Genomic DNA, 25,947 nt, shown 5'->3' with positions numbered 1-25,947 from the left:
AGGTTTTTTGCCACGAATTGCACGAATTTTCACTAATTCAATTCGTGTTAATTCGTGTAATTCGTGGCAAACAAAAAAATCATTTTTAATCCTTTTAATCTGTGGCAGAAAAAATAAAAATATATGAAAAAAGTACTTTTTATCGATCGTGACGGAACGATTGTTTTAGAACCTGAAAATTACCAATTAGACAGTTTAGATAAACTGGAATTTTATCCAAAAGCCTTTCAATATCTGGCTAAAATTGCCAATGAATTAGATTACGAACTGGCAATGGTAACCAATCAGGATGGCTTAGGAACAGATAGTTTTCCTGAAAATACGTTTTGGCCAACGCAAAATTTTATCTTAAAAGCTTTTGAAAACGAAGGCGTTGTATTCGATGAAATCTTTGTTGACAGAACGTTTCCTGAAGAAAATGCCCCAACACGTAAACCTAGAACCGGATTGTTAACTAAATATTTAAACAATCCAGAATATGATTTAGAAAACTCTTTTGTTTTAGGAGATCGTTTGACTGATGTTGAATTGGCTAAAAATCTTGGTGCAAAAGCAATTTTTATGAATATGACAGATGGAATTGGAAGTAATGAAATTTCATCAAAACGTGAGGAATTAGACGATACAATTATCCTGCAAACAACAGATTGGAAAAGGATTTATGAGTTTTTGAAACTAGAAGCGCGTTCTGCATCCATAACCCGCAAAACAAATGAAACCGATATTTATATCAACTTAAACCTTGACGGAACTGGAAAAAGTAAAATCGATACCGGAATTGCTTTTTTTGATCATATGTTAGATCAAATTTCGCGTCATGGTCAAATGGACTTAGAAATCCTTGTAAAAGGCGATTTAGAAGTTGATGAACACCATACAATAGAAGATACTGCAATTGCTTTAGGAGAAGTTTTCGCAAAAGCGTTAGGAAATAAACTAGGAATTGAGCGTTACGGATTCTGTTTGCCAATGGACGATTGTTTAGCACAGGCTGCGATTGATTTTGGCGGGAGAAACTGGTTGATTTGGGAAACCGAATTTAAACGTGAAATGGTCGGAAAAATGCCAACAGAAATGTTCTATCACTTTTTCAAATCATTTACAGACGGCGCAAAAGCCAATTTAAATATCAAAGCAGAAGGAATCAACGAACATCATAAAATCGAAGCCATTTTTAAAGCTTTTGCAAAAGCCATAAAAGTAGCCGTAAAAAGAGATACCGAAAAAATGATTTTGCCTTCAACGAAGGGGATGTTGTAAGTGTAATTGTTTCAAGTTTCAAGTTTGAGGTTTCACGTTAAGTAGAGAACTTGAAACCTGAAACCTGAAACAAAACAAACCAAAAAAATATGAACGCTGATAAATTTGCAAAAGCCTGGATAGAATCCTGGAATTCTCATGATTTAGAAGATATCATGAAACATTATTCTGAAGATATTGAAATTACGACACCAATGATAAAACTCGCTGCGGGAATCGAAAGCGGTTCGTTGAAAGGAAAAGAGCAAGTCAGGGCATATTGGGAGAAAGCTTTACATAAAATTCCAGATTTGCATTTTGAATTGGTTGAAGTAACTTCGGGAGTTGATTCTGTAGCACTTTATTACAAATCAGTGATGAATAAAATGGCAATTGAAGTCATGTTTTTTAATAAAAACGGATTGGTAAACAAAATGATAGCTCATTATACGGATCTGTAAAATAAAATAATAGTATTAAATGATTGTAAGATTGAAGAGAAATCTAAAATCTAAAATCTAAAATCTAAAATAAATTGAGAATAGTAATTATAAATTACGGAGCAGGAAATATTCAGAGCATTATGTTTGCTATTGAAAGATTGGGTTTTAAAGCCGTTTTGAGCAATAATCCAGAAGAAATTCAGGCGGCAGATAAAGTGATTTTTCCTGGCGTTGGTGAAGCAAGTTCAGCAATGACAAAGCTTCGTGAAAGCGGTTTAGACAGTTTGATTCCGACTTTGAAACAGCCTGTTTTGGGAATTTGCCTTGGAATGCAGTTGATGTGCAATTCATCTGAAGAAGGAAATACAAAAGGTTTAGGGATTTTTGATGTTGATGTTGTAAAGTTTTCAAATCAGGTAAAAGTGCCGCAAATGGGATGGAACCAGATTTATAACTTAAAATCGGATTTGTTTGCAGCTATTCCGGAAAATGAATTTATGTATTTGGTTCATAGTTTTTATGCTCCAAATTGTCCAGAAGCCATTGCAACAACGAATTATGACTTAGAATACGCATCGGCTTTACAAAAAGACAATTTTTACGGAACCCAGTTTCACCCAGAAAAAAGCGGTGAAGTGGGAGAAAAGATTTTAGAGAATTTCTTAAAAATGTAAATTTTAAAATTCCAATTTCTTAAATCCCAAATTCTAATCAAAATATCAATTACAATATCAAAAATCAATTTCAATTTTTAGAATCTAAAATCTAAAATCAGAAATCTAAAATATAAAAACATGAGAATAATACCAGCCATAGATATCATTGACGGAAAATGTGTTCGTTTGTCCAAAGGTGATTATGATACCAAAATAATTTACAATGAAAATCCGCTTGAAGTAGCGAAATCATTTGAAGCGCACGGAATTGAGTATCTGCATTTAGTAGATTTAGACGGTGCAAAATCAAGCAAAATTGTCAATTATAAGATTTTGGAACAAATTGCAACACAAACGGACTTAAAAATTGATTTTGGTGGCGGATTAAAATCGGATGATGATTTGAGAATTGCTTTTGAAAGCGGTGCAAATCAAATTACTGGCGGAAGTATTGCGGTAAAAAACAGAGCTATTTTTGAAAAATGGATTTCAGAATATGGTTCGGATAAAATTATTTTAGGCGCTGACGCAAAAGAGGAGAAAATAGCGGTTTCAGGTTGGTTAGAAGATTCAAATGAAGATTTGATTCCGTTTATTCAGGATTATCAAACTAAAGGAATTCAGTATGTTATTTGCACTGATATTGCAAAAGACGGAATGCTTGAAGGTCCAAGTTTCGATCTTTATGGTAAAATTTTAGAAGAAGCAAACGGAGTAAAACTAATTGCTTCGGGCGGAATTTCAACTTTTGATGAATTACCAAAACTTGCAGAATTAGGCTGCGAAGGAACTATTATTGGAAAAGCGATTTACGAAGGAAGAATTACATTAAAGCAACTTGAAAATTATATTTTAAATAAATAAGATTATTTCGCAAAGAAGCACGAAGTAAAACACAAAGATTCACTAAAAAAAATCTTTGCGAATCTCTGCGCTATCTTTGTGATCTCTGTGAAACAACAAAAAAATGTTAGCAAAAAGAATCATACCCTGCTTAGATATAAAAAACGGAAGAACCGTGAAAGGCGTTAACTTTGTTGACTTGCGTGATGCAGGAGATCCTGTAGAATTAGCAGAAATTTACTCAGCAGAAGGAGCGGATGAATTGGTTTTTCTGGATATTTCGGCAACAGAAGAAAGACGTAAAACGTTGGTTAATATGGTGCGAAGTGTAGCGGAAAAAATCAATATTCCGTTTACAGTTGGCGGCGGGATTTCGTCTGTTGAAGATGTTGAAATTCTGCTGAATAACGGAGCAGATAAAGTTTCGATAAATTCATCGGCAGTAAAAAATCCCCAGTTAATTAATGATTTGGCGCAGAAATTTGGAAGTCAATGTGTTGTAGTCGCAATCGACGCTAAACAAATCGACGGACAATGGATTGTGCATTTAGTGGGCGGAAAAGTACCAACTGAACTAAATTTATTCGATTGGGCTGTAGAAGTTGCAGAACGTGGTGCGGGGGAAATATTATTCACATCAATGGACAATGACGGAACGAAAAATGGTTTTGCAAACGAAGCTTTGGCTAAATTATCAACCTTAATTAATATTCCGATAATTGCTTCGGGCGGAGCCGGAAACATACAGCATTTCGTAGATTCTTTTAAAGAAGGAAAAGCAGATGCCGCTTTGGCAGCGAGTGTTTTTCACTTTAAAGAAATTGAGATAAAAGCTTTAAAACAAGAGCTTAGGAATAATGGTATTGAAGTTAGACTTTAGAGAGATAGATAATAATTGTTTATGGAAGATAAAGAAAGTATAGAAGTTTTTGGAAGTACGGGTAAATTGATAAAACTATTGTTTTTTTCAATCTTATTTTTAATTGTCAGCCTTTGGATATTAGTATATCAGCCTACTGTTCGCAATGTAATCGTTAATAATTTTATAATAAAAAATGTTGCTTCAATTTTAGGTCTATTCATGGGATTGTTTGGAATCTATTTCAGTACAAAAAAGTTATTTGATAAAAAACCAGTCGTTGTTATTGATGCTATTGGAATTATAGATAATTCATCAGCAGTATCGCTTGGGAGAATTTTATGGGAAGACATTGATGCAATTAAAGAAATTACAGTTGTAAATCAAAAATTCATTAAAATTTATCTTAAAAATCCTGAAGATTATATAAGTAAAGAAACTAATGTGATTAAAAGGAATATGATAAAAATGAATTTAAAGCAATCAGGCTCTCCTGTTAGTATTTCAGTTAATGGACTCAAAATATCTTTTAATGAGTTGAAGAACATATTAATACAAAAATTTGAAGAAATTCAAGTAAGTAAAAATTAGAATAAAATAATATAAGAGTTCAGAATCTAAAATCTAAAGTCAAAAATCTAAAATCTAAAATTAAAATGAAACACGATATAAAAAGCTCACACGGATTAATTCCAGCAATAATTCAGGATTCAGAAACTAAAAATGTTTTGATGCTGGGATACATGAACGAAGAATCGCTTCAAAAAACAATAGAAACACAAAAAGTAACTTTTTTCAGTCGATCTAAACAAAGACTTTGGACAAAAGGCGAGGAGAGTGGTAACTTTTTAAACTTGATAAGTATTAAAAATGACTGCGACGGCGATACGCTTTTAATTCAGGCAAAACCTGTCGGGCCAACATGTCACACGGGTGCAGATACTTGCTGGCAGGAAGAAAACAAAGAAAACTACGGTTTTATTTCTCAACTGGAAAACACTATCAAAACGCGTAGGGAAAATGCCGATTCTGAGAAAAGTTATGTAGCTTCTTTATTCGAAAAAGGAATCAATAAAATTGCCCAAAAAGTTGGTGAAGAAGCTGTAGAAGTTGTCATAGAAGCAAAAGATGATAACGATGATTTATTTCTTAGCGAAAGCGCTGATTTACTTTTTCATTATTTGATTTTATTGCAGGCAAAAGGTTTTCAATTGAATGACGTTGTTGATGTTTTAAAGAAACGTCAGAAGTAACACAAAGTTTGTTATAACCCAATCTTGTCAGACTGAGCGAAGTCGAAGTCCCGCAAAGTGATTCAGCAAACGGGACTTCGACTTCGCTCAGTCTGGCGATTAACAAAAAAAGGAAAAAAATCCGTATATATCCGCGCTTTCGCATAGCGAATCCGTGTCATCCGCGAGCCATCTCACAAAGCTTACTCCACAAACTCAAAAACCGCAAATTCTTCCGGGTGATGAAATCCAAATTTCAAACTTTTATAATCCTGTAAAGCAAGATATTCGGTTGTATTACCGTAATCAATTCTAAAAGTATTGGCTTTCCATTTTGTACCCATTTTTGGTTTAGAGAAATTTCCATTTTCTATTTTTTCTAAGCTTGAAAAAGGGATTTTAATTTCGGTATCAAAACCTTCGGGAATTATTTTGCTGACAGCTTCTAATCCTTCAATATCAAATTTCATTGCCGTTTTCCAGCCTCCACATTCGGGCGAAATACACTTTATAAGCATATCATAATTGGTAGAAAAAGCATTTACGCCGATTTCAAGATAGTTTTTTCCGTCACCATCAGGATCAATAAAAACTTCCACTAAATCATCAGCTTCATAGATTTTAGAATCTTTTTTCTGAGCCTTTCCAACTATTTTCGAATCTATAGAATGATAGGCGATATAAAGGTTTTCATCATTCCACGAAAGTGAAACCATTGTATTTTGAGTAGCCTTTTCACCGGAATTATGAATTACAAACGGACCTAAAAAAGGTGTTTTCCAATCGGTTAAATCTCCGTCAATTGTTATTTTATCGGTTGTTTTGTAAACAGGAAATGTCTGGGAATAATTATGTATTGAATAAAAGAATATCAAAAGGTATAAAAACGAGCTAAATTTCATAAAACTGGTAAATTTTAGCTAAAATAAAAAAACAATACTGTTTATGAATACAAATCTGTAACATAAATTAAAAAAATATACTAATATTATAACTAATTCAAAAACTTAATTTATAATGAAAAAATACGTTGGAAGTGTTATAGCAGCTTTTCTAATTGGTTTTTCTGCCAATGCTCAAGGACTTATGAATAAGTCTGAAACCGTTTTCACACATCAGGACACTTTACGCGGAAGCATTACAAAAGAAAGAGCCTGGTGGGATTTGAAATATTATCATCTTGATATAAAAGTAAATCCTGCAGATAAAACAATAACAGGTTCAAATACGGTACGTTATACTGTTTTAACAGAAAATAACAGAATGCAGATCGATTTGCAGGAACCAATGAAGATTACGAAAGTAACGCAAAACGGAAAAGAATTAAAATTTGAAAGAGACGGGAATGCATTCTTCATCACTTTAACTGAAAATCAAAAAGTTGGCGAAACTAAAGAAATAATAGTTTCTTTTGGCGGAGTGCCTAAAGAAGCTGTTAGACCGCCGTGGGACGGAGGAATTACTTGGCAGAAAGATAAAAACGGAAAAGATTTCATCGCTTCATCTTGTCAGGGTTTAGGCGCGAGCGTTTGGTGGCCTTGCAAAGATCATATGTATGATGAAGTCGAAAATATGTTAATCAGCGTGAATGTTCCGGGGCACTTGACCGATGTTTCAAACGGAAGATTACAAAGCGTAAAAAAACAAAAAGACGGAACTAAAACCTTTAATTGGTATGTTTCGAACCCAATTAATAATTACGGTGTCAATATCAATATTGCAGACTACGTTAATTTTTCTGAGAAATTTAAAGGAGAAAAAGGCGATTTAGACTGTAATTATTATGTTTTGAGAGATAATCTTGAAATTGCTAAAAAACATTTTCAGGATGCACCAAAAATGCTGAAAGCTTTTGAAAGCTGGTTTGGACCTTATCCGTTTTACGAAGACAGTTATAAATTAGTTGAAGTTCCGTATTTAGGAATGGAACACCAAAGTTCTGTGACTTACGGAAATGACTATCAAAATGGTTATAAAGGAAACGATATGAGCGGAACAGGCTGGGGATTAAAATTTGATTATATTATTATTCACGAGTCTGGACATGAGTGGTTTGCAAACAATATTACCTATAAAGACATTGCAGATATGTGGATTCACGAGAGTTTTACAACGTATTCTGAATCACTTTTTATTGAGTATTATTACGGAAAAGACGCCGCAAATGAATATATAAGAGGAATTAGAAAAGTGATTACCAATAAAAAACCAATTATTGGCTATTATGATGTAAATGTTGAAGGATCTGGCGATATGTATCCAAAAGGTGCAAATATAATTCATACGATTCGTCAGGTTATAAATGATGATGCCAAATTCAAATCGATTTTGAGAGGAATGAATAAAACTTTTTACCATCAAACAGTTACTACAAAACAAATTGAAGATTATATAAGTAAAGAGTCAGGAATCAATTTTAGTCCGGTTTTTGATCAGTATCTAAGAACGGCTCAGGTTCCAACTTTTGAATATTATATTAAAAATCAAAAATTGGTTTATCACTGGATCAATTGTGTAGAGAATTTTGATCTTCCTTTAAAAGTTACTTTAAACGGTGTTGAAACGTGGTTAAAACCAACAACAGACTGGAAAGCAGAAAATGTAAAGGATGATAAATCTACTTTGGTTGTAGATAAAAACTTTTACGTGACAGAATTTAATATTACCAATTAAACTTCGGAAAATAATTAAAAATTGAAACCCAATAAATTTCTTATTTATTGGGTTTGTTTTTTTATCAGGAAATCATAAAATTTTAGAAATCTTAATCCGAATGTTTACATTTGTTGCAGATTGATTTCAAAATAATACCATTTTACTAATGAAAAATTACTTCGGAAGCATTTTTACTGCTTTTTTAATTGGTTTTACTGCCAATGCCCAAGGACTTCTTAATAAAGGAGAAACAGTTTTTACACATCAGGATACTTTACGCGGAAGCATTACAAAAGAAAGAGCGTGGTGGGATTTAAAATACTATCATCTTGATGTAAAAGTTAATCCTAAAGAAAAATTTATTTCTGGATCAAACACAGTTCGTTATTCAGTTCTTAAGAATTACTCAATTTTAAAGAATAATAGTAAAATGCAGATTGATTTACAGGAACCTATGCAGATTTCCAAAGTAACTCAGGATGGAAAAGAATTAAAATTTGAAAGAGATGGAAACGCTTTTTTTATTCAATTAACAGCTGAGCAAAAAATAGGCGATACCAAAGAAATCGTAGTTTATTTTGAAGGAAAACCAAAAGAAGCGGTGAGAGCGCCGTGGGACGGAGGATTTTCCTGGAAAAAAGATAAAAACGGAAAAGATTTTATTGCTACATCTTGCCAAGGTTTAGGTGCCAGCGTTTGGTGGCCAAACAAAGATCATATGTATGATGAAGTAGAAAATATGTTAATCAGCGTGAATGTTCCGGGTGATTTAACGGATGTTTCTAACGGAAGGTTACAAAGCGTTAAAAAAGAAAAAGACGGAACGAAAACCTTTAATTGGTATGTTTCAAACCCAATTAATAATTACGGAGTAAACATTAATATTGGTGATTACGTTAATTTCTCTGAGGTTTATAAAGGAGAAAAAGGCGATTTAGATTGTAATTATTATGTTTTAAGAGATAATCTAACTTTGGCAAAAGAGCAGTTTAAAGATGCTCCAAAAATGCTGAAAGCTTTTGAAAACTGGTTTGGGCCTTATCCTTGGTATGAAGACAGTTATAAATTAGTTGAAGTTCCGTATTTAGGAATGGAACACCAAAGTTCAGTAACGTACGGTAACCAATATAAAAACGGTTATTTAGGACGTGATTTAAGCGGAACCGGCTGGGGTTTAAAATTTGATTTTATCATTATTCATGAGTCTGGACACGAATGGTTTGCCAACAATATTACGTACAAAGATATTGCTGATATGTGGGTACATGAAAGTTTTACAAATTACTCTGAAAGCCTTTTTATTGAATATTATTACGGAAAAGATGCAGCCGCTGAATATATTATTGGATGCAGAAAAAACATTCAAAACGATACGCCAATTATCGGACATTATGATGTAAATAATGAAGGTTCTGGAGATATGTATCCAAAAGGGGCTTCAATGCTGCACATGATTCGTCAGGTAATTAATGATGATGCAAAATGGAAATCGATTTTGAGAGGAATGAATAAAACTTTCTATCACCAAACGGTTACAGGAAAGCAAATTCAGGATTATATAAACGAACAATCTGGAATTAATTTCAACAGAGTTTTTGCTCAATATTTGACTACAACACAGATTCCGGTTTTTGAATACATGTTTAAAAATGGAACTTTCGGATATCACTGGACAAATTGTGTTGCTAAATTTGATATGCCTGTAAGAGTTAAAATAAATGGTGTTGAAACCTGGTTAAAACCAACAACAGAATGGCAGTCTGAAAAAACAACTAATGAAGATAGAAAAGTAGAAGTTGATAAGGATTTTTATGTTACTACTTCGAATATAATCGAATAAACGATTTAAATTTCAATTTTTTGCGTTTAGTAAACCCGACAGGTTTTAAAAACCTGTCGGGTTTGTTGTTTGCGCAAAGTTTCTACGCACTTTTTGTCATTTCGACCGAAGGGAGAAATCGCACTAGTATTTCCGTAAAGAGAATCGCCAATCTTTGTAGAGTTTCGAGTGCGATTTCTCCCTTCGGTCGAAATGACAAATAGTACGTCGTAATTGTGCGCACAAACCTTTGTCAAAGTTTTAAACTTTGACAAAGGTCGTAACGTAAACTATTTGGAATTTGGAATTTTTAAATTTGGAATTTAAAATCAACGGCTATTAAGCTTCGCCTTTTCCTTAATTATATCCGCAATTTTTCTATTCTCAATTTTACTTTCAAGCCATGAAATAATATCAAGATACAAGAAAGCCCTTTTTTCGTAAGTATTCTTTTCAAGCTCTACAAAACGAGCGTGCATTTTTTTGAATTCCTTTTTAATATCGGCAGGATAGAAGTTGTTCAGGTTTCTTAAAAACTTGATGATTTCCTTTTGAACTTCATGTAAATCATTCATTTTCAATAAGAACTTATACGTGCTTTTTAGGTGATTTTCTAAATAATAATCTTTACCTAATTCATAATGCGCAATTAAAGACAAAAGTCTTGCGAAGCACATTAAATCCTCACGCATGGTTAAGTTCTTGTTGTTGATGATTTTATCTAAATAAAGAATACATTCATTGTACTTCTCATTTCCAAAATAAATCGAAGCGATTTTATAGAAAAACAACATTTCGTGATGTTCATCAAGATGTTCGCTGTGCAGTTTTATTTTTTCTAAAATCTCCGGAATCAAATATTCGCTTTCAGCAAAAGTACCTTCCAGAATATGTAAATTCAACTTATTGTTGTAAACATATAGAAATGATAGTGATGCAATGTTATCGTTTACCGGAAATTTAGGATCTTCAATTGTTTCTTCTAAAAGCGAAAGATATCTTTTGAAATTCGATGTATATTTCAGCATATAAAGCGATTCCAAGAAATAGTGATTTCCTTTTAAGAAAAACACCGGATTCAGATAAATCATATTCGGATTATCGTAAAATAGCTGCACCCATTTATAAGCAAATTTATAACTCGCTAAAAAGTCCTGAACCAAGAAGCTTCGCCACAAATTAGCATTGTAAAACCAATACTTTTCGCGGAAACCAAATTTAGTTTCGTCTAGCTTCGCAATATGTTTGTTGAAATAATCATCAATATATTTATACTCTTCATCGCTTTTTACGTAACCGGTTTTCAGCATTATTCCGTATAATTGAAGCGATAAGTTCGATAATTTACTTGAAATTGTATTTCGGTAATTCAATTCCTTGGCCTGAATAACAAGTTCGTCGGCGCGGCCCTGAATACTTCGGGTAATATATTGCGATTCTATCAGTTTTTCGAACTCAACGATTTCATACGCCATGTATTTTTCGTCATTTTCTAAAGCCTGCTGTTTTGTTTTGTCCAGAATTTTTAAACTCTGTTTATACAAACCTTTATTATATAGTATAACAGCAAAATCAATTTGTTCACGCAATTGATAACGAATGTTCTGGCTCGGAATATTCAAACGAATACTGACTAAAATTTGCTTGTATAAGTATGATTTTAAGTTAGATAACTGTACTTTTTTGATGATTCCGCTTTTCAAAATCAGCTTTTCATCATAGGTTTCAGACTTATCTAAAATATTGAATAATTCAATGAATTTAGTATTCGAACTTGTTTCTAATCGGCTTGCAAAAATTTTAAACTGCCTTTTTTCAGATTTGGAAAGTGATTTTATCAGAACAAATAAGAAATCTTTTTGATGGTTAGCCATTGTAAAAAATAATAATATAACTTATTGATTATTAAATATTTAAGTCGTTATAAATTGTGTTATGAACAGTATAATTTCATTAAAATGAATTTCGTACTGCGATTGTACAATATATATTTGTTATCAAGATGTGAAATTACATTAAATAAATGAATATGAATAGAGAGAAAGTTCAAATTTTTGACACCACATTACGCGACGGTGAACAAGTCCCAGGATGTAAGTTAGATACTAAGCAAAAATTAGTTATCGCAGAACGACTAGACAAAATGGGAGTTGATATTATCGAAGCCGGTTTCCCTGTGTCAAGTCCGGGCGATTTTTTATCGGTCTCTGAGATTTGTAAAATTGTAGAAAATGCAACCGTCTGCGGATTGACAAGAGCCGTAAAAAATGACATTGATGTTGCGGCAGCTGCTTTAAAGCACGCTAAAAGACCTAGAATCCATACCGGAATCGGAACTTCAGAATCTCATATACTCCATAAATTACAAACTACTCCGGAAGATATTATTGCAAGAGCAAAATTTGCAGTAGCTCACGCAAAAACATATGTAGAAGATGTTGAATTCTATGCAGAAGATGCTGGTAGAACAGACAATGCTTTCCTTGCAAAAGTTTGCGAAGAAGTAATTAAATCTGGTGCAACGGTATTAAATATTCCTGATACAACAGGATATTGTCTTCCTGAAGAATACGGGGCAAAAATTAAATATTTAAAAGAAAACGTAAAAGGAATCGAAAACGTAATCCTTTCATGTCACTGTCATAATGATTTAGGAATGGCGACTGCAAATTCAATTGCAGGAGCAATAAATGGTGCAAGACAAATCGAGTGTACTATTAATGGTATTGGAGAAAGAGCAGGAAATACAGCACTTGAAGAAGTGGTTATGATTTTCAAACAGCATCCATACTTAAATTTAGATACAAACATTAATACAAGAGAATTAAACGAAATGAGTCGTTTGGTTTCTGAAAGTATGGGAATGATTGTACAGCCAAATAAAGCGATTGTAGGAGCAAATGCTTTTGCACACAGTTCTGGAATTCATCAGGATGGTGTTATCAAAAACAGAGCGACTTACGAAATCATGGATCCGCTTGATGTTGGTGTAAACGAATCTTCAATCATTTTGACTGCAAGAAGCGGAAGAGCTGCATTAGCTTACCGTGCTAAAAAAGTAGGTTACGAGTTGACTAAAGTACAATTAGACATTGTATATATTGAGTTCCTGAAATTTGCAGATATCAAAAAAGAAGTTGTTGATGCAGATATTCACCAAATTATTGAAGCTTCGAAAATTGAAGGGGATTTAATCAGAAGCTAGTCAAAAAAGAAAATAGAAGAAAGAGTAAAGAAAAAAGAAAAAATAATAAAGATTTAAATCATAAAGAACGAGACGTTATGAATTTGAAAATAGCAGTTTTACCAGGAGACGGAATTGGACCAGAGGTTATTGCACAGGCCAAAAAAGCATTATATGCTATTGGCGAAGTGTACAATCATGAATTTGTTTTTGAAGAAGCGCTCATGGGTGCTATCGCCATTGATAAAACTGGAAACCCGCTGCCGGAACAAACTTTAAATCTTTGTTTAAATACTGATGCTGTTTTATTTGGCGCAATTGGTGATCCTAAATACGACAATAATCCAAATGCAAAAGTTCGTCCGGAGCAGGGATTATTGAAGTTGCGTAAAGAATTAGGATTGTTTGCTAACATTCGCCCAATAAAACCTTATAAAGCATTAGTTGACGCATCTCCTTTAAAAAGAGAAATTATTGAAGGTGCAGATTTTACAATTTTCAGAGAATTAACAGGTGGTGCTTATTTTGGAGCTAAAACATTAAATGAAGAAGGAACACACGCTTCAGATTTATGTGAATATTCAGAAGAAGAAATTACAAGAATCGCACATTTGGCTTTTAAATCGGCACAAAACCGACGCAAAAAGTTAACGATGGTTGACAAAGCAAATGTTTTGGAAACTTCAAGATTATGGAGAAAAGTAGTTCAAAAAGTGGGCGAAAGCTATCCAGATGTTCTTTTAGACTTTTTATTTGTTGATAACGCGGCCATGCAAATCATCTTAAACCCAAAACAATTTGATGTGATTTTGACAGAAAATTTATTTGGAGATATTTTATCAGATGAAGCAAGCGTAATTACAGGTTCAATTGGTTTATTGGCTTCGGCATCTTTAGGAGAAAAAAATGCGCTTTTCGAACCAATCCACGGATCTTATCCTCAGGCAAAAGGAAAAAATATTGCCAATCCAATTGCTTCCATTTTATCTGCAGCAATGTTGTTAGAACATTTCGGATTGTTTACAGAAGCAAATGTGATTTATAAAGCTATTGAAAAAGCAATTGAATATAAAGTAGTTACAGTTGATTTAAAACCAGATTCAAAATTCGGTACAAATGAAGTAGGGGAGTTTGTTTCAAATGTTATTTTCAGCAAAGATGACCTGTTATATTTCAGAAATGACAATGTTCATATCGGACAGTCGACAATAGTTTAAAGTTTTTATTAAAATTATGAATTAAATAACAAGAAGTATTGAAAATGTTGAGATTTTATTTTTTTAGTTCTTAAAGTTTCCGTACTTTTGTAACACTAAAAAAATAAAGATGCAAATCTCAATTATTATTACTTCTGTCGTTGTTGTCAATGTGTTTTGCACATCTGCATCGGGAATGGTATAAATATAATTGAAAAACTATATTACAAACCTTCCAAATACTGGAAGGTTTTTTTTTGAATAAAAATTAAAATAAATAATACAATAATGGAATTAAATAAGTACAGCAAAACCATCACTCAAGATCAAACTCAGCCAGCGGCGCAAGCGATGTTATACGGTATTGGTTTAACTGAAGAAGATTTAAAAAAAGCACAAGTAGGGATTGTGAGCATGGGTTACGATGGTAACACGTGTAACATGCACCTGAATGATTTAGCAAAAGATGTTAAAAAAGGTGTTTGGGATGCAGATCTGGTCGGACTTATTTTTAATACCATTGGTGTTAGTGACGGAATTTCAAACGGTACTGAAGGAATGCGTTATTCATTAGTATCTCGTGACGTTATTGCAGATTCTATAGAAACAGTTGCGGGAGCACAATGGTACGATAGTATCATCGCAATTCCTGGCTGTGACAAAAATATGCCTGGAGCGTTAATCGCAATGGGAAGATTAAACCGTCCGTCAATGATGGTTTACGGAGGATCTATTCACTCTGGAAAATGGAAAGGAGAATCTTTAAATATTGTTTCTGCTTTTGAAGCTTTAGGAAAAAAAGTAAAAGGAGAAATTACTCCGGAAGATTTTAAAGGTGTTATTCAAAACGCTTGTCCGGGAGCTGGTGCTTGTGGCGGAATGTATACGGCAAACACAATGTCTTCGGCAATTGAAGCATTAGGAATGAGTATGCCATACAGCTCTTCTAATCCTGCATTAAGTCAGGAAAAAAGAGACGAATGTCTTGCTGCCGGAGCTGCAATTAAAATTTTATTAGAAAAAGATATTAAGCCAAGAGATATTATGACTCGTAAAGCTTTCGAAAATGCTATTACAATTGTAGCAGTTTTAGGAGGTTCTACAAATGCTGTTATGCACTTAATTGCAATGGCACATTCTGTTGGTATCACAATTACTTTGGATGATTTTCAGGCTATTAACGATAGAACTCCGGTTCTTGCTGACATGAAACCAAGTGGTAAATATATGATGGAAGATATTCATGAAGTAGGAGGTATTCCGGGAGTAATGAAATATCTGTTAAAAGTGGGATTGATTCACGGAGATTGTTTAACTGTAACAGGAAAAACTGTTGCGGAGAATTTAGCTTCAACTCCAGACTTACAACACGGACAAGAAGTAATTCATGAAATTCAAAAAGCATTAAAACCAACAGGAAATATTCAGGTTTTATATGGAAACCTTGCTTCTGAAGGTGCTGTAGCAAAAATTAGCGGAAAAGAAGGAGAATATTTCGAAGGACCGGCTGTAGTTTTTGAAGGTGAATTTGAAGTAATTCCAGGTCTTCAGGCCGGAAAAATTAAACCAGGTAATGTAGTCGTCATCAGGGGTTGTGGACCAAAAGGTGGTCCGGGAATGCCTGAAATGCTAAAACCAACATCAGCGATTATTGGAGCTGGATTAGGAAGCAGCTGTGCACTTATTACAGATGGTAGATTCTCCGGAGGTTCACACGGATTCGTGGTAGGACACGTTACACCAGAAGCATATGATGGTGGTGGTATTGCACTAGTAAAAGATGGGGATATAATCGCTATCGACGCTGTGAAAAATACGATCGACCTGAAGATATCTGACGAAGAATATGCAGCTCGTAAAGCGGCTTGGGTTCAACCAGCGCTAAAAGTTGACAGGGGAGTTTTACTTAAATACGCGAGATCGGTTTCAAGTGCATCAACAGGATGTGTTACCGATAACTAGCATTCAATTACAATTTCAAAAATCAATTTCAATAAAATGAAAAAGATTTTGGAATAAACTATAAAAGTGTAAATCTCTATTTCTTAAAAAATAGAAATAAGAGAGAAAAAAATATACCAAATGGGAACAATTAGGATATCAGGCGCCGAAGCCGTTATTAGATGTTTATTAGCAGAAGGAGTAGACTTAATTTATGGTTATCCGGGAGGAGCAATCATGCCGGTTTACGACGAATTATATAAATTTCAGGATCAGTTACACCATGTTTTAGTACGTCACGAACAAGGTGCAACGCATGCTGCTCAGGGTTATGCAAGAGCAACAGGAAAAGTAGGGGTGGCAATTGCTACTTCCGGACCGGGAGCAACAAACTTAGTTACCGGAATTGCTGATGCTCAAATCGACTCAACTCCAATGGTTTGTATTACTGGACAAGTTGGAAGACATTTATTAGGATCTGATGCTTTTCAGGAAACAGATATTATCGGAATTTCGACTCCGGTTACAAAATGGAATTTTCAGGTAACAGAGGCTTCTCAAATTCCTGAAATCATTGCAAAAGCATTTTATATTGCTCGTTCCGGACGTCCGGGACCTGTATTAATCGATATTACTAAAAACGCTCAGTTTGATGAGTTAGATTTTAGTTATGAAAAATGTACTGGAATTAGAAGTTATGTTCCGGTTCCGAAATTAAAATTAGATAAAGTTGCCGAAGCTGCAGCCTTAATCAATAGTGCTAAAAAGCCTTTTATAGTTTTCGGACAGGGAATTATTTTAGGTCAGGCTGAAGCCGAGTTTAAAGCAGTTCTTGAAAAATCAGGAATTCCGGCGGCTTGGACAATTTTAGGACTTTCAGCTCTGCCAACAGATCATCCTTTAAATGTAGGTATGTTAGGAATGCACGGAAATTATGCGCCAAACTTACTAACGAATGAATGTGATGTTTTAATTGCCTTCGGAATGCGTTTTGATGATCGTGTTACAGGTAAATTAGCTACTTACGCAAAACAGGCAAAAGTAATTCACTTCGAAATTGATCCTGCAGAGGTTGATAAAAACGTTAAAACAGAAGTTGCTGTTTTAGGAGACGTAAAAGAATCTTTAGCTGCTTTATTACCCTTATTAGATGCAAAATCACACGATTTATGGCACAATGAGTTTAAAGAATTGGCTAAAATAGAATATGACACAGTTATTAAAGACGAATTAAACCCAGAAACTCCGGGACTTTCAATGGGAGAAACTATCGAAATGATCAATAAACACTCAAAAGGTGATGCGATTATAGTTTCAGATGTTGGTCAGCACCAAATGTTTGCGTGTCGTTATGCTAAATTCAATTCAACAAAAAGTAATATTACTTCTGGCGGATTAGGTACAATGGGATTTGCGCTTCCGGCTGCAATTGGAGCTAAAATGGGAAGACCAGATCGTGAAGTTGTAGCTATTATTGGTGATGGAGGATTCCAAATGACCATTCAGGAATTAGGAACAATTTTCCAGACTCAGGTTCCGGTAAAAATTGTAATTCTAAACAATGAATTTTTAGGAATGGTGCGTCAGTGGCAGGAATTATTCTTTGACAACAGATATGCATCAACAAAAATGATTAATCCAAATTTTACTGCAATTGCCGAAGGGTATCATATTAAATCTAAGAAAGTTACCAATCGTGAAGATTTAGATGCTGCAGTTGCCGAAATGCTTGCTTCAAAAGATTCTTATTTCTTAGAAGTCATGGTCGAAAAGGAAAACAACGTTTTCCCAATGATCCCAACAGGAGCATGTGTATCAGAAATTAGATTAAGCTAAAAAGAGGTTTCATGTTTCAAGTTTTATTTGTTTCAAGTTCTAGAACGTGAAACCTGAAACTTGAAACAAAAAAAACTAAAAAACAAAATGGAAGATAAAACATTTACCATATCGGTATACTCAGAAAATAACGTGGGTTTATTAAATAGAATATCTGGAATATTCTTAAAGCGTCACATTAATATATTAAGTCTAAATGTTTCAGAATCAGAAATAGAGAATGTTTCAAGATTTATCATTGTAGTAAATACAACTGAGAAATGGGTTCAGAATATTGTGGGACAGATTGAAAAACAAATTGAAGTTATAAAAGCATTTTATCATACAGATGAAGAAACCATTTATCTTGAAAATGCACTTTTTAAAATCGCTTCAAGTTTGTTGTTTGATGAAAAACAAATTCAAAATATCATCAAAGACAGTCAATCGACGATTGTAACAGTTTCTCGTGATTTCTTCGTGATTTCAAAATCAGGAAGACGTTCAGAAATTGAAGAATTATACCAAAAATTCAAACCATACGGAATTATGCAATTTGTACGTTCGGGAAGAATTTCGGTTTCTAAAGAAAAAATGGAGATTTCATCATTGTTAGAAACCTTCAAATAAAGAATTAATATGTGATATTACACGATCACAACCAATTATAAATAAATTAATTACTAAATTTCATTTCATTAAATATTTTAAAACAAAATGGCAAATTATTTCAACACATTACCACTTAGATTACAATTAGAGCAACTTGGAGTTTGCGAATTTATGGAGCAGTCAGAATTTGCAGACGGAATTTCAGCATTAGCAGGGAAAAAAGTTGTTATTGTTGGATGTGGTGCACAAGGTTTGAATCAAGGTTTAAACATGAGAGATTCAGGTTTAGATATTTCTTACGCATTGCGTGCAGATGCAATTGCTGAAAAGAGAGCTTCATATAAAAATGCAACTGAAAATGGGTTTAAAGTAGGTACTTATGAAGAGTTGATTCCAACTGCTGATTTAGTTTGTAATCTTACTCCGGATAAACAGCATACATCTGTTGTTACTGCGATTATGCCATTAATGAAACAAGGATCGACTTTAGCTTATTCTCACGGTTTTAATATTGTTGAAGAAGGAATGCAGATTCGTGAAGATATCACAGTTATCATGTGTGCTCCTAAATGTCCGGGTTCTGAGGTTCGTGAAGAATATAAAAGAGGTTTTGGTGTACCAACACTTATTGCAGTTCACCCTGAAAATGATCCAAACGGATTTGGTTTAGATCAGGCAAAAGCTTACGCTGTAGCAACCGGAGGACATAAAGCAGGAGTTTTAAGATCATCTTTCGTTGCCGAAGTAAAATCAGATTTAATGGGTGAGCAGACTATTCTTTGTGGATTGCTTCAAACAGGATCTATTTTATGTTTTGATAAAATGGTTGAAAAAGGAATCGATAAAGCATATGCTTCAAAATTAATTCAATACGGATGGGAAACTATCACTGAAGCTTTGAAACATGGTGGAATCACAAATATGATGGATCGTTTAAATAATCCTTCTAAAATTGAAGCTTACGAATTAGCAGAAGAATTAAAAGACATCATGCGTCCGTTATTCCAAAAACATCAGGACGATATTATTTCTGGAGAATTCTCAAGAACTATGATGATTGACTGGGCTAATGACGATGTTAATTTATTGAAATGGAGAGCTGCAACAGGAGAAACTAACTTCGAAAAAACAGCGCCACAAGAAGCTCCAATTTCTGAGCAGGAATATTTTGATAATGGAGTTTTAATGATTGCAATGGTAAAAGCTGGTGTTGAGTTAGCTTTTGAAACTATGACAGAGGCTGGAATCATTGAAGAATCTGCTTATTATGAGTCATTACACGAATTACCATTAATTGCAAACACAATCGCAAGAAAGAAATTGTTTGAAATGAACCGTGTAATTTCTGATACTGCAGAATATGGCTGTTATTTATTTGATCACGCTTGTAAGCCATTGTTGACTGAATTCATGAAAAAAGTAGAAACAAATATTATCGGAAAACCATTTTCAACTTCAAATGGAGTAGACAATAATGTTTTAATTGCTGTTAATAAAGAAATTCGTCAGCATCCTATCGAAGAAGTAGGAGCATGGTTGAGAGAATCAATGACAGCAATGAAAAAAATTGTATAATAAAATTGGGAATTTCCACGCATTCCGAATGTAGTGGAATTTGCTCTGTATCAATGTTTTAAATTAATATTTTGAATTAGTAAGCACTTATTAAGAAAATAGATATAGATGCATTTTGCATTCACTTAACTTCTGTTATTTAAGCAAGTTAAGTGAAGCGGATCCCTAAAATTGGGGTATATTTTTTAATCAAAAAATATACTTGTTGAAATTTCTATTATAATTAATAAAGCTGCTGCTATTTTCAAAGTAGGGAAAGCATTTGTAATGCAGATATTACAAAATTAATTGTTATTGAAATTTGTTAAATAAAAAGGTATGATAATTTCTTTGTCATACCTTTTTTGCGATTTAGATTTTTTCTTAAATCGTCTTTTTTTAGAATAACTTTAAAAAAAACGTATATTTTATTTATTATATGTTTTTTTTATATAAAATTTATGAATTAAATAATTTTAAGAATAGAAGCAGATTTAATACATTTATAAAAAAAATTCCACAAAACTATGAGTTATTATAAAATTGAAAATTTAGAACAATATTTTAAACATTACAATAAGTCAATAAGAGAGCCAAGAAAATTTTGGGGGAAAATTGCAGAAGAAAATTTTACTTGGTATCAACAGTGGGAAAAAGTTGTTGATTTTAATATGGCCGATGCCGAAGTGAAATGGTTTACTGACGCTAAGGTTAACATTACCAAAAACTGTATCGACAGACATTTAAGCAAAAGAGGAGAAAAAACGGCTATCATTTTTGAACCGAATGATCCGTCTGAAAGCGCTTTACATATAACTTATAATGAATTATACGAACGAGTTTCAAAAATGGCGAATGTTTTGCGCGAGCAGGGTGTTCGTAAAGGAGATCGCGTTTGTATTTATTTACCAATGATTCCTGAACTTGCAGTTTCTGTTTTGGCTTGTGCCAGAATTGGAGCGATTCACTCAGTAGTTTTTGCAGGATTTTCTGCTTCTGCAGTTTCTGCCAGAATTATCGACAGCGAATGTAAAATGGTAATCACATCTGATGGAGGTTACAGAGGAAATAAAACAATCGATTTAAAATCTATTGTTGACGAAGCTTTGGATACCTGTCCATCTGTTTCTAAAGTTTTAGTGGTAAAAAGAACAAAAACAGAAGTTGCAATGAAAGAAGGACGTGACATTTGGTTACAGCCTTTATTAGATGCCGCTCTTGACAATAGTGTTGCTGAAATTATGGATGCCGAAGATCCTTTGTTTATTCTTTATACTTCTGGATCAACAGGTAAACCAAAAGGAATGGTGCACACAACAGCCGGATACATGGTTTACACGGCTTATACATTTAAAAACGTATTCAGCCATGAAGAAAATGATATCTTCTGGTGTACGGCAGATATTGGATGGATTACAGGACACTCATACATTTTATACGGACCATTACTAAATGGCGGAACAACCGTAATTTTTGAAGGAGTTCCTTCTTATCCTGATTTTAGCCGTTTTTGGGATATTATCGAAAAACATAAAATCACACAATTTTATACAGCACCAACGGCAATCCGTTCATTAGCAAAAGAAAGCTTAGATTATATTCAAAAATATCCTCTAAAATCGCTAAAAGTTATTGGATCTGTTGGAGAACCAATCAACGAAGAAGCTTGGCACTGGTTCAACGACCACGTAGGAGATAAAAGATGTCCGGTTGTAGATACTTGGTGGCAGACTGAAACCGGAGGAATCATGATTTCGCCAATTGCTTTCGTTACACCAACAAAACCAACTTATGCAACTTTGCCATTACCGGGAATTCAGCCCGTTTTAATGGATGAAAAACGTAATGAAATTGAAGGAAACCAAGTAGTTGGAAGTTTATGTATTAAATTTCCTTGGCCTGGAATCGCCAGAACTATTTGGGGAGATCACCAACGTTATAAAGACACTTATTTCTCTGCTTTTCCAGGAAAATATTTTACAGGTGACGGAGCTTTAAGAGACGAAGTTGGTTATTACAGAATTACGGGTAGAGTAGATGACGTTGTAATTGTTTCTGGACATAATTTAGGAACAGCACCAATCGAGGATGCAATCAACGAACACCCAGCGGTTGCAGAATCTGCTATTGTTGGATTCCCACATGATATTAAAGGAAATGCTTTGTATGGTTATGTAATCCTGAAAGAAACAGGTGAAGTTAGAGACAGAACGAATTTATCAAAAGAAATTAACCAATATATTTCTGATCACATTGGGCCAATCGCTAAACTAGATAAAATCCAATTCGTTTCTGGTTTACCAAAAACACGTTCAGGAAAAATCATGCGTAGAATTTTACGTAAAATAGCTGAAGGTGATAATTCTAATTTTGGAGATACTTCAACATTATTGAATCCTGAAATTGTAGACGAAATTTTTAATTCTAGAATTTCTTAATTCGAAACTTGTATTTATAAAAATGCCTCTTAAATTTTTAAGAGGCATTTTTTTATGTGTTTTTGTTTAAAAAAATATTCACAATATATGTCAGGCTGAGCGAAGTCGAAGCCCGTCATGCAGAATCACTTTGCGAGGGCTTCGACTTCGCTCAGCTTGACAATCGTATGTATTTTGTCATTTCGAGGAACGAGAAATCGCACAAGTAACTCCGCAAACTGCATGACGGGCTTCGACTTCGCTCAGCCTGACAATCGCGTTGTTTTACATCTTGTTTGTCATTTCGAGGAACGAGAAATCTCCGCAAGTAACTCCGCAAACAAAATCGATAATCTTTGTCGAGCAACTAACGGAGATTTCCCGTTCCTCGAAATGACAAGATTGTGTAGTGTTAGTGTAAAGCTTTAATAAACAAAACTTAAATTTCTTATATAACTTATATGGTGAAAAAATTATCGTATTCCCAATCTCGACTTCAGCTTCAAAAATAAAAGCCCAATTTTATAAGCATCCTCCGCAGAAGAATTCCTGTCGCTTTTTGGGATTTTATAAATTTCGCATAAATCGTTTAAAGAAAACTGCTTGTCATTAATATCGGTTAATTTTCTATACATAACATCAATATCAAGAGCTTCATTTTTTAATCTTCCGCAATCTAATCTTTCCAGAGCGGCGTTTAGCATTTCAATGTCAAAATTAATATGATGACCAACCAGAACTGCATTTCCAATAAAATTTATAAACGCCTCTAAAGCCTCAGCTTCAGGCATTTTATTCATTTTACTTTCAATAATGAATTCATTAGAAATTCCGTGTTCTTCTAGAAATTTATACTGAAGTAAAACCGCTTCAAAATTCTCTTTAATTACAATACTGTCGTCAATTACAGAAAAAGCCCCTAAAGATAAAATAACATCTTTATTAGGGTTTAAGCCAGAAGTTTCCGTCGACAAAACCACGTATTTGGTAGGTTTTGCTTCTAATTTTGTTAAGTATTCCTTCCAGAATTCCGGATATTCCTTATTGATATTTTTAATCCAGTCTAGCATATTTTATGAGAATTGGGTAAGTTGAAATTTACTCTTAATAAGTTCCTCAAGATCCTTCATCGGGGTTAAAGCATTTTTTAACTTCTCTTTGTCTGATTTAGACATTTCTCTTAAATTAATATATTGTCCGGAATCGTCATTTTTTAAACCTTCAACAGTTCTGAATTTTGAAAGCGTTAAAAAAGCTTCGGCACAACTTAAATATATTTCAGCATTTTTAGAATCGGTAATCGCTAATTGTTTGAATCTTAAATATGTATTTTTGATTCCTTTTATATTTGCGCTCAAAATTAACAAACGTGCACTGTCAATAAGCGGCATTAAAGCACGGGTTTTAATATCGAATTTTCCTTTTTGCGGACCTTCTTCTTCAACAATGAATTTCTTGAAAAAGCTTAGAGGAGAATTTCTTTTTAAAGCATCGTTTCCCAAAAAGTCAAAGAATAAAGTATTGTTTACGGCATTTTTAAATACCACATTTTCGATAACTTCTTCAATTTTTGCTTCACCAATTACGATCTCATAATCAAAGAAAATACTGCTCAAATCGTTACTGTTTTCACCTGGAGTATTCATCCAGCTGTTGTATTGTTTTGTCCAGTCGCTCAGTGACTTACACCATAACATATTACTTCCCATGTGACCATTTGGACAATATTCGTAACCTACTTTTTCAAGTATGGCAGTTGTTCTTTTTGCCAGTCTTAAAAAGTAATCTTTTACCTCACGATATTTCTCCGGAGCAACATCTTCAAAAATCAAAATACTATCCTGATCTGTCAATAAAAGCTGTTCCTTACGCCCTTGACTACCAATACTTAACCATGCAAATCTGGCAGGAGGGGAGCCTAAATCTAAAATAGATAATTCTACCGCACGTTTAATGATAGCAAGGTTAATTTCGCTTGCAATATTGCTAACGTGAGAAATTGGTATATTTTTCTGAATCGAATTCTGAATTAAATCTGATAAACGATCACGAATTTGTTTTAAATCTTTTGGAAGCTGCGAACGCTTAATTTCTTTAATTAAAACACCAGGGTTACTAGCTTGAGCCACAATTAAATCGTGCTCAGAAATAATTCCTTTCACAGCAGATTTACTTGTACCGTCTTTAGTCACACAAAGGTGTGAAACATTATGTTTCAGCATTAAAAGCTGAGCTTCGGCCAGAGAAACATTTTCAATTACTGTAACAACCGGCGAAGACATAATCTTGTCAATCGTTTCTGTAATAGGATAACGTCCGGTTGCAATTTTTGAAGATAAATCGGCGTGGGTTACAATACCAATTGGATTATTCTTTTCGCAAATCACAATATTATCCACCATAGATTCTGTCATTAAAATGGCAACATCTTTTACAATATGGTGAGATTCTGTTGTTAACGGAGAATTATTATAAGAAAGAGACTGAATATACTGCATCTCATTCTGCTGATCCATGAAATTACTGTCCGGATCTAATTTTCCGTTAGAACGGGAATTATCTCGTGTATGTCTTGAATTTACTGCAAAACTTTCCAGTAAAAAATTTAAAACATCTGAATTATTAGCTACAAATGGGCGGAAAACAGCAATAGGAATTGCGTAAACAATACTTTCTTCGCGTGCTTTTGCCGTCATCATATAGTTATTTTTGGCAAAAAACGGGCGTAAACCAAAAATATCTCCTTCGTGACATTTGTTTATAAGAGTTTCCTCGGCATCAGCAATTGTTGTTAAATTAATGACTCCAGAAGCTACAACATAAAAGCTGTCGTGAAGCGGATCATTATTTTGAAACAATACTGCATGTTTTTCTAAATTAATGACACGAATATTTGTTGCGATATCTGATAATTCCTGAAAAGTTAAGTTATCAAACGGCGGGTATTCTTTTAAAAAATCTGCAATATGCTCAGCAATTGTATTCATATATGGTATAATATCTTTTAAAATATTGAATGTAAAAATAATAAAATAAACTCTTAGAATGAAACCATCTTGCTCAGAATCTAATTATTTTAAAGAAATGTTAAGATTTACTGAATTCAAGGCTTTAAAATAGTTTTTTGAGAATCAATTTTAAATAATTGATTGATTTTCATTGTTATAAATTTACAGTTTTATCAGTTTATAAACTAAATTATACAATTTATGTTGTATAGTGAAAGAGGCAGAAGTTTAGATTATTCTGAATTTATAATAATGAATGATTCAGCATAAGATTCTTATAATTTTCTATTTTACATAATATAAATTATAGTTCAAAAGTATATATGTCTAATTAGCGGCTGGCAAGGCTTTATTATTTGTATTCTCTTTCTATTCATAGACTTATCTCTTGTTTCAGAATCTCATATTTCTAAAATAGTTTATTTTATTTTCAAATATGAGATTTATGAAAACTCCAGTTCGTAACATTTATGT

Annotated in this window: 20 protein-coding genes; 16 read left to right on the top strand and 4 right to left on the bottom strand. The window is 33.4% G+C overall.

The genetic code is table 11. From position 1 onward, the window contains the following. Nucleotides 1-123 precede the first annotated feature (123 nt). The 7 genes from hisB (at nt 124) to hisIE (ending at nt 5,293) form a co-directional block, all read left to right on the top strand. On the top strand, nt 124-1,260 hold the full coding sequence (gene hisB, locus FLAPXU55_RS18580; RefSeq protein WP_053471452.1) for a bifunctional histidinol-phosphatase/imidazoleglycerol-phosphate dehydratase HisB: 1,137 nt from the start codon (nt 124-126) through the stop codon (nt 1,258-1,260). Nucleotides 1,261-1,349: 89 nt separating this feature from the next. Further along, on the top strand, nt 1,350-1,700 hold the full coding sequence (locus tag FLAPXU55_RS18575) for a nuclear transport factor 2 family protein (protein WP_180860105.1): 351 nt from the start codon (nt 1,350-1,352) through the stop codon (nt 1,698-1,700). A 74-nt stretch (nt 1,701-1,774) separates the two neighbouring features. Next, the gene (gene hisH / locus FLAPXU55_RS18570) at nt 1,775-2,356 is read left to right on the top strand and encodes an imidazole glycerol phosphate synthase subunit HisH (RefSeq protein WP_180860087.1); all 582 of its coding nucleotides are present in this window, start codon (nt 1,775-1,777) and stop codon (nt 2,354-2,356) included. 120 nt (nt 2,357-2,476) lie between these two features. Beyond that, nucleotides 2,477-3,202, top strand: coding sequence for a 1-(5-phosphoribosyl)-5-[(5-phosphoribosylamino)methylideneamino]imidazole-4-carboxamide isomerase (gene hisA, locus FLAPXU55_RS18565; RefSeq protein ID WP_180860084.1), 726 nt, complete (start codon nt 2,477-2,479; stop codon nt 3,200-3,202). Between the two features lie 103 nt (nt 3,203-3,305). Then, on the top strand, nt 3,306-4,061 hold the full coding sequence (gene hisF, locus FLAPXU55_RS18560) for an imidazole glycerol phosphate synthase subunit HisF (protein ID WP_180860081.1): 756 nt from the start codon (nt 3,306-3,308) through the stop codon (nt 4,059-4,061). A 21-nt stretch (nt 4,062-4,082) separates the two neighbouring features. After that, entirely contained in the window at nt 4,083-4,631 is a 549-nt protein-coding gene (locus FLAPXU55_RS18555; RefSeq protein ID WP_180860078.1) for an STM3941 family protein, read from the top strand. Between the two features lie 11 nt (nt 4,632-4,642). Next, nucleotides 4,643-5,293: a bifunctional phosphoribosyl-AMP cyclohydrolase/phosphoribosyl-ATP diphosphatase HisIE gene (gene hisIE / locus FLAPXU55_RS18550; RefSeq protein WP_262891002.1), complete on the top strand. Its 651-nt coding sequence runs from the start codon at nt 4,643-4,645 to the stop codon at nt 5,291-5,293. A gap of 182 nt (nt 5,294-5,475) precedes the next feature. On the opposite strand, the gene FLAPXU55_RS18545 is transcribed toward hisIE, so the two are convergent. Continuing rightward, complete coding sequence (locus FLAPXU55_RS18545; RefSeq protein WP_053471459.1) at nt 5,476-6,174, bottom strand: carbohydrate-binding family 9-like protein; 699 nt, start codon at nt 6,172-6,174, stop codon at nt 5,476-5,478. Nucleotides 6,175-6,289: 115 nt separating this feature from the next. Between FLAPXU55_RS18545 and FLAPXU55_RS18540 the strand changes: the two genes are divergently transcribed. Next, nucleotides 6,290-7,945 carry a M1 family metallopeptidase gene (locus FLAPXU55_RS18540; RefSeq protein WP_053471460.1) on the top strand — a complete coding sequence of 552 codons (1,656 nt, stop codon included), beginning with the start codon at nt 6,290-6,292 and terminating at the stop codon, nt 7,943-7,945. Nucleotides 7,946-8,093: 148 nt separating this feature from the next. Then, nucleotides 8,094-9,767: a M1 family metallopeptidase gene (locus tag FLAPXU55_RS18535; RefSeq protein ID WP_180860073.1), complete on the top strand. Its 1,674-nt coding sequence runs from the start codon at nt 8,094-8,096 to the stop codon at nt 9,765-9,767. A 308-nt stretch (nt 9,768-10,075) separates the two neighbouring features. Here FLAPXU55_RS18535 and FLAPXU55_RS18530 read toward each other — a convergent pair whose 3' ends face one another. Beyond that, complete coding sequence (locus FLAPXU55_RS18530; protein WP_180860071.1) at nt 10,076-11,620, bottom strand: hypothetical protein; 1,545 nt, start codon at nt 11,618-11,620, stop codon at nt 10,076-10,078. 155 nt (nt 11,621-11,775) lie between these two features. Between FLAPXU55_RS18530 and FLAPXU55_RS18525 the strand changes: the two genes are divergently transcribed. The 7 genes from FLAPXU55_RS18525 (at nt 11,776) to acs (ending at nt 22,486) form a co-directional block, all read left to right on the top strand. Then, nucleotides 11,776-12,951, top strand: a complete 1,176-nt coding sequence (locus tag FLAPXU55_RS18525) for a 2-isopropylmalate synthase (RefSeq protein WP_073482969.1) — start codon at nt 11,776-11,778, stop codon at nt 12,949-12,951. Nucleotides 12,952-13,028: 77 nt separating this feature from the next. Beyond that, complete coding sequence (leuB, locus tag FLAPXU55_RS18520) at nt 13,029-14,147, top strand: 3-isopropylmalate dehydrogenase (protein WP_053474512.1); 1,119 nt, start codon at nt 13,029-13,031, stop codon at nt 14,145-14,147. A gap of 267 nt (nt 14,148-14,414) precedes the next feature. After that, nucleotides 14,415-16,088, top strand: coding sequence for a dihydroxy-acid dehydratase (gene ilvD / locus FLAPXU55_RS18515; protein WP_180860069.1), 1,674 nt, complete (start codon nt 14,415-14,417; stop codon nt 16,086-16,088). Between the two features lie 120 nt (nt 16,089-16,208). Then, nucleotides 16,209-17,903: a biosynthetic-type acetolactate synthase large subunit gene (gene ilvB / locus FLAPXU55_RS18510; RefSeq protein ID WP_180860067.1), complete on the top strand. Its 1,695-nt coding sequence runs from the start codon at nt 16,209-16,211 to the stop codon at nt 17,901-17,903. A gap of 87 nt (nt 17,904-17,990) precedes the next feature. Continuing rightward, a complete protein-coding gene (gene ilvN / locus FLAPXU55_RS18505; protein ID WP_180860065.1) occupies nt 17,991-18,512 on the top strand; it encodes an acetolactate synthase small subunit in 522 nt (173 codons plus the stop codon). A gap of 87 nt (nt 18,513-18,599) precedes the next feature. Continuing rightward, complete coding sequence (gene ilvC, locus FLAPXU55_RS18500; protein ID WP_053474516.1) at nt 18,600-20,069, top strand: ketol-acid reductoisomerase; 1,470 nt, start codon at nt 18,600-18,602, stop codon at nt 20,067-20,069. A 506-nt stretch (nt 20,070-20,575) separates the two neighbouring features. Further along, nucleotides 20,576-22,486 (top strand): acetate--CoA ligase, encoded by a 1,911-nt coding sequence (acs, locus tag FLAPXU55_RS18495; RefSeq protein ID WP_180860064.1) that lies wholly within the window; start codon nt 20,576-20,578, stop codon nt 22,484-22,486. A 452-nt stretch (nt 22,487-22,938) separates the two neighbouring features. Here the strand turns inward: acs and FLAPXU55_RS18490 are convergent, their stop codons facing one another. Then, nucleotides 22,939-23,535, bottom strand: a complete 597-nt coding sequence (locus tag FLAPXU55_RS18490; RefSeq protein WP_180860062.1) for a 3'-5' exonuclease — start codon at nt 23,533-23,535, stop codon at nt 22,939-22,941. A 3-nt stretch (nt 23,536-23,538) separates the two neighbouring features. Beyond that, the gene (locus tag FLAPXU55_RS18485; protein ID WP_053473176.1) at nt 23,539-25,452 is read right to left on the bottom strand and encodes a DUF294 nucleotidyltransferase-like domain-containing protein; all 1,914 of its coding nucleotides are present in this window, start codon (nt 25,450-25,452) and stop codon (nt 23,539-23,541) included. Between the last annotated feature and the right edge of the window lie 495 nt (nt 25,453-25,947).

It is taken from the genome of Flavobacterium panici (assembly GCF_903819335.1).
In the GTDB taxonomy this organism is placed as follows: Bacteria; Bacteroidota; Bacteroidia; order Flavobacteriales; family Flavobacteriaceae; genus Flavobacterium; species Flavobacterium panici.
This window is presented reverse-complemented; position numbering and strand designations above follow the sequence as displayed.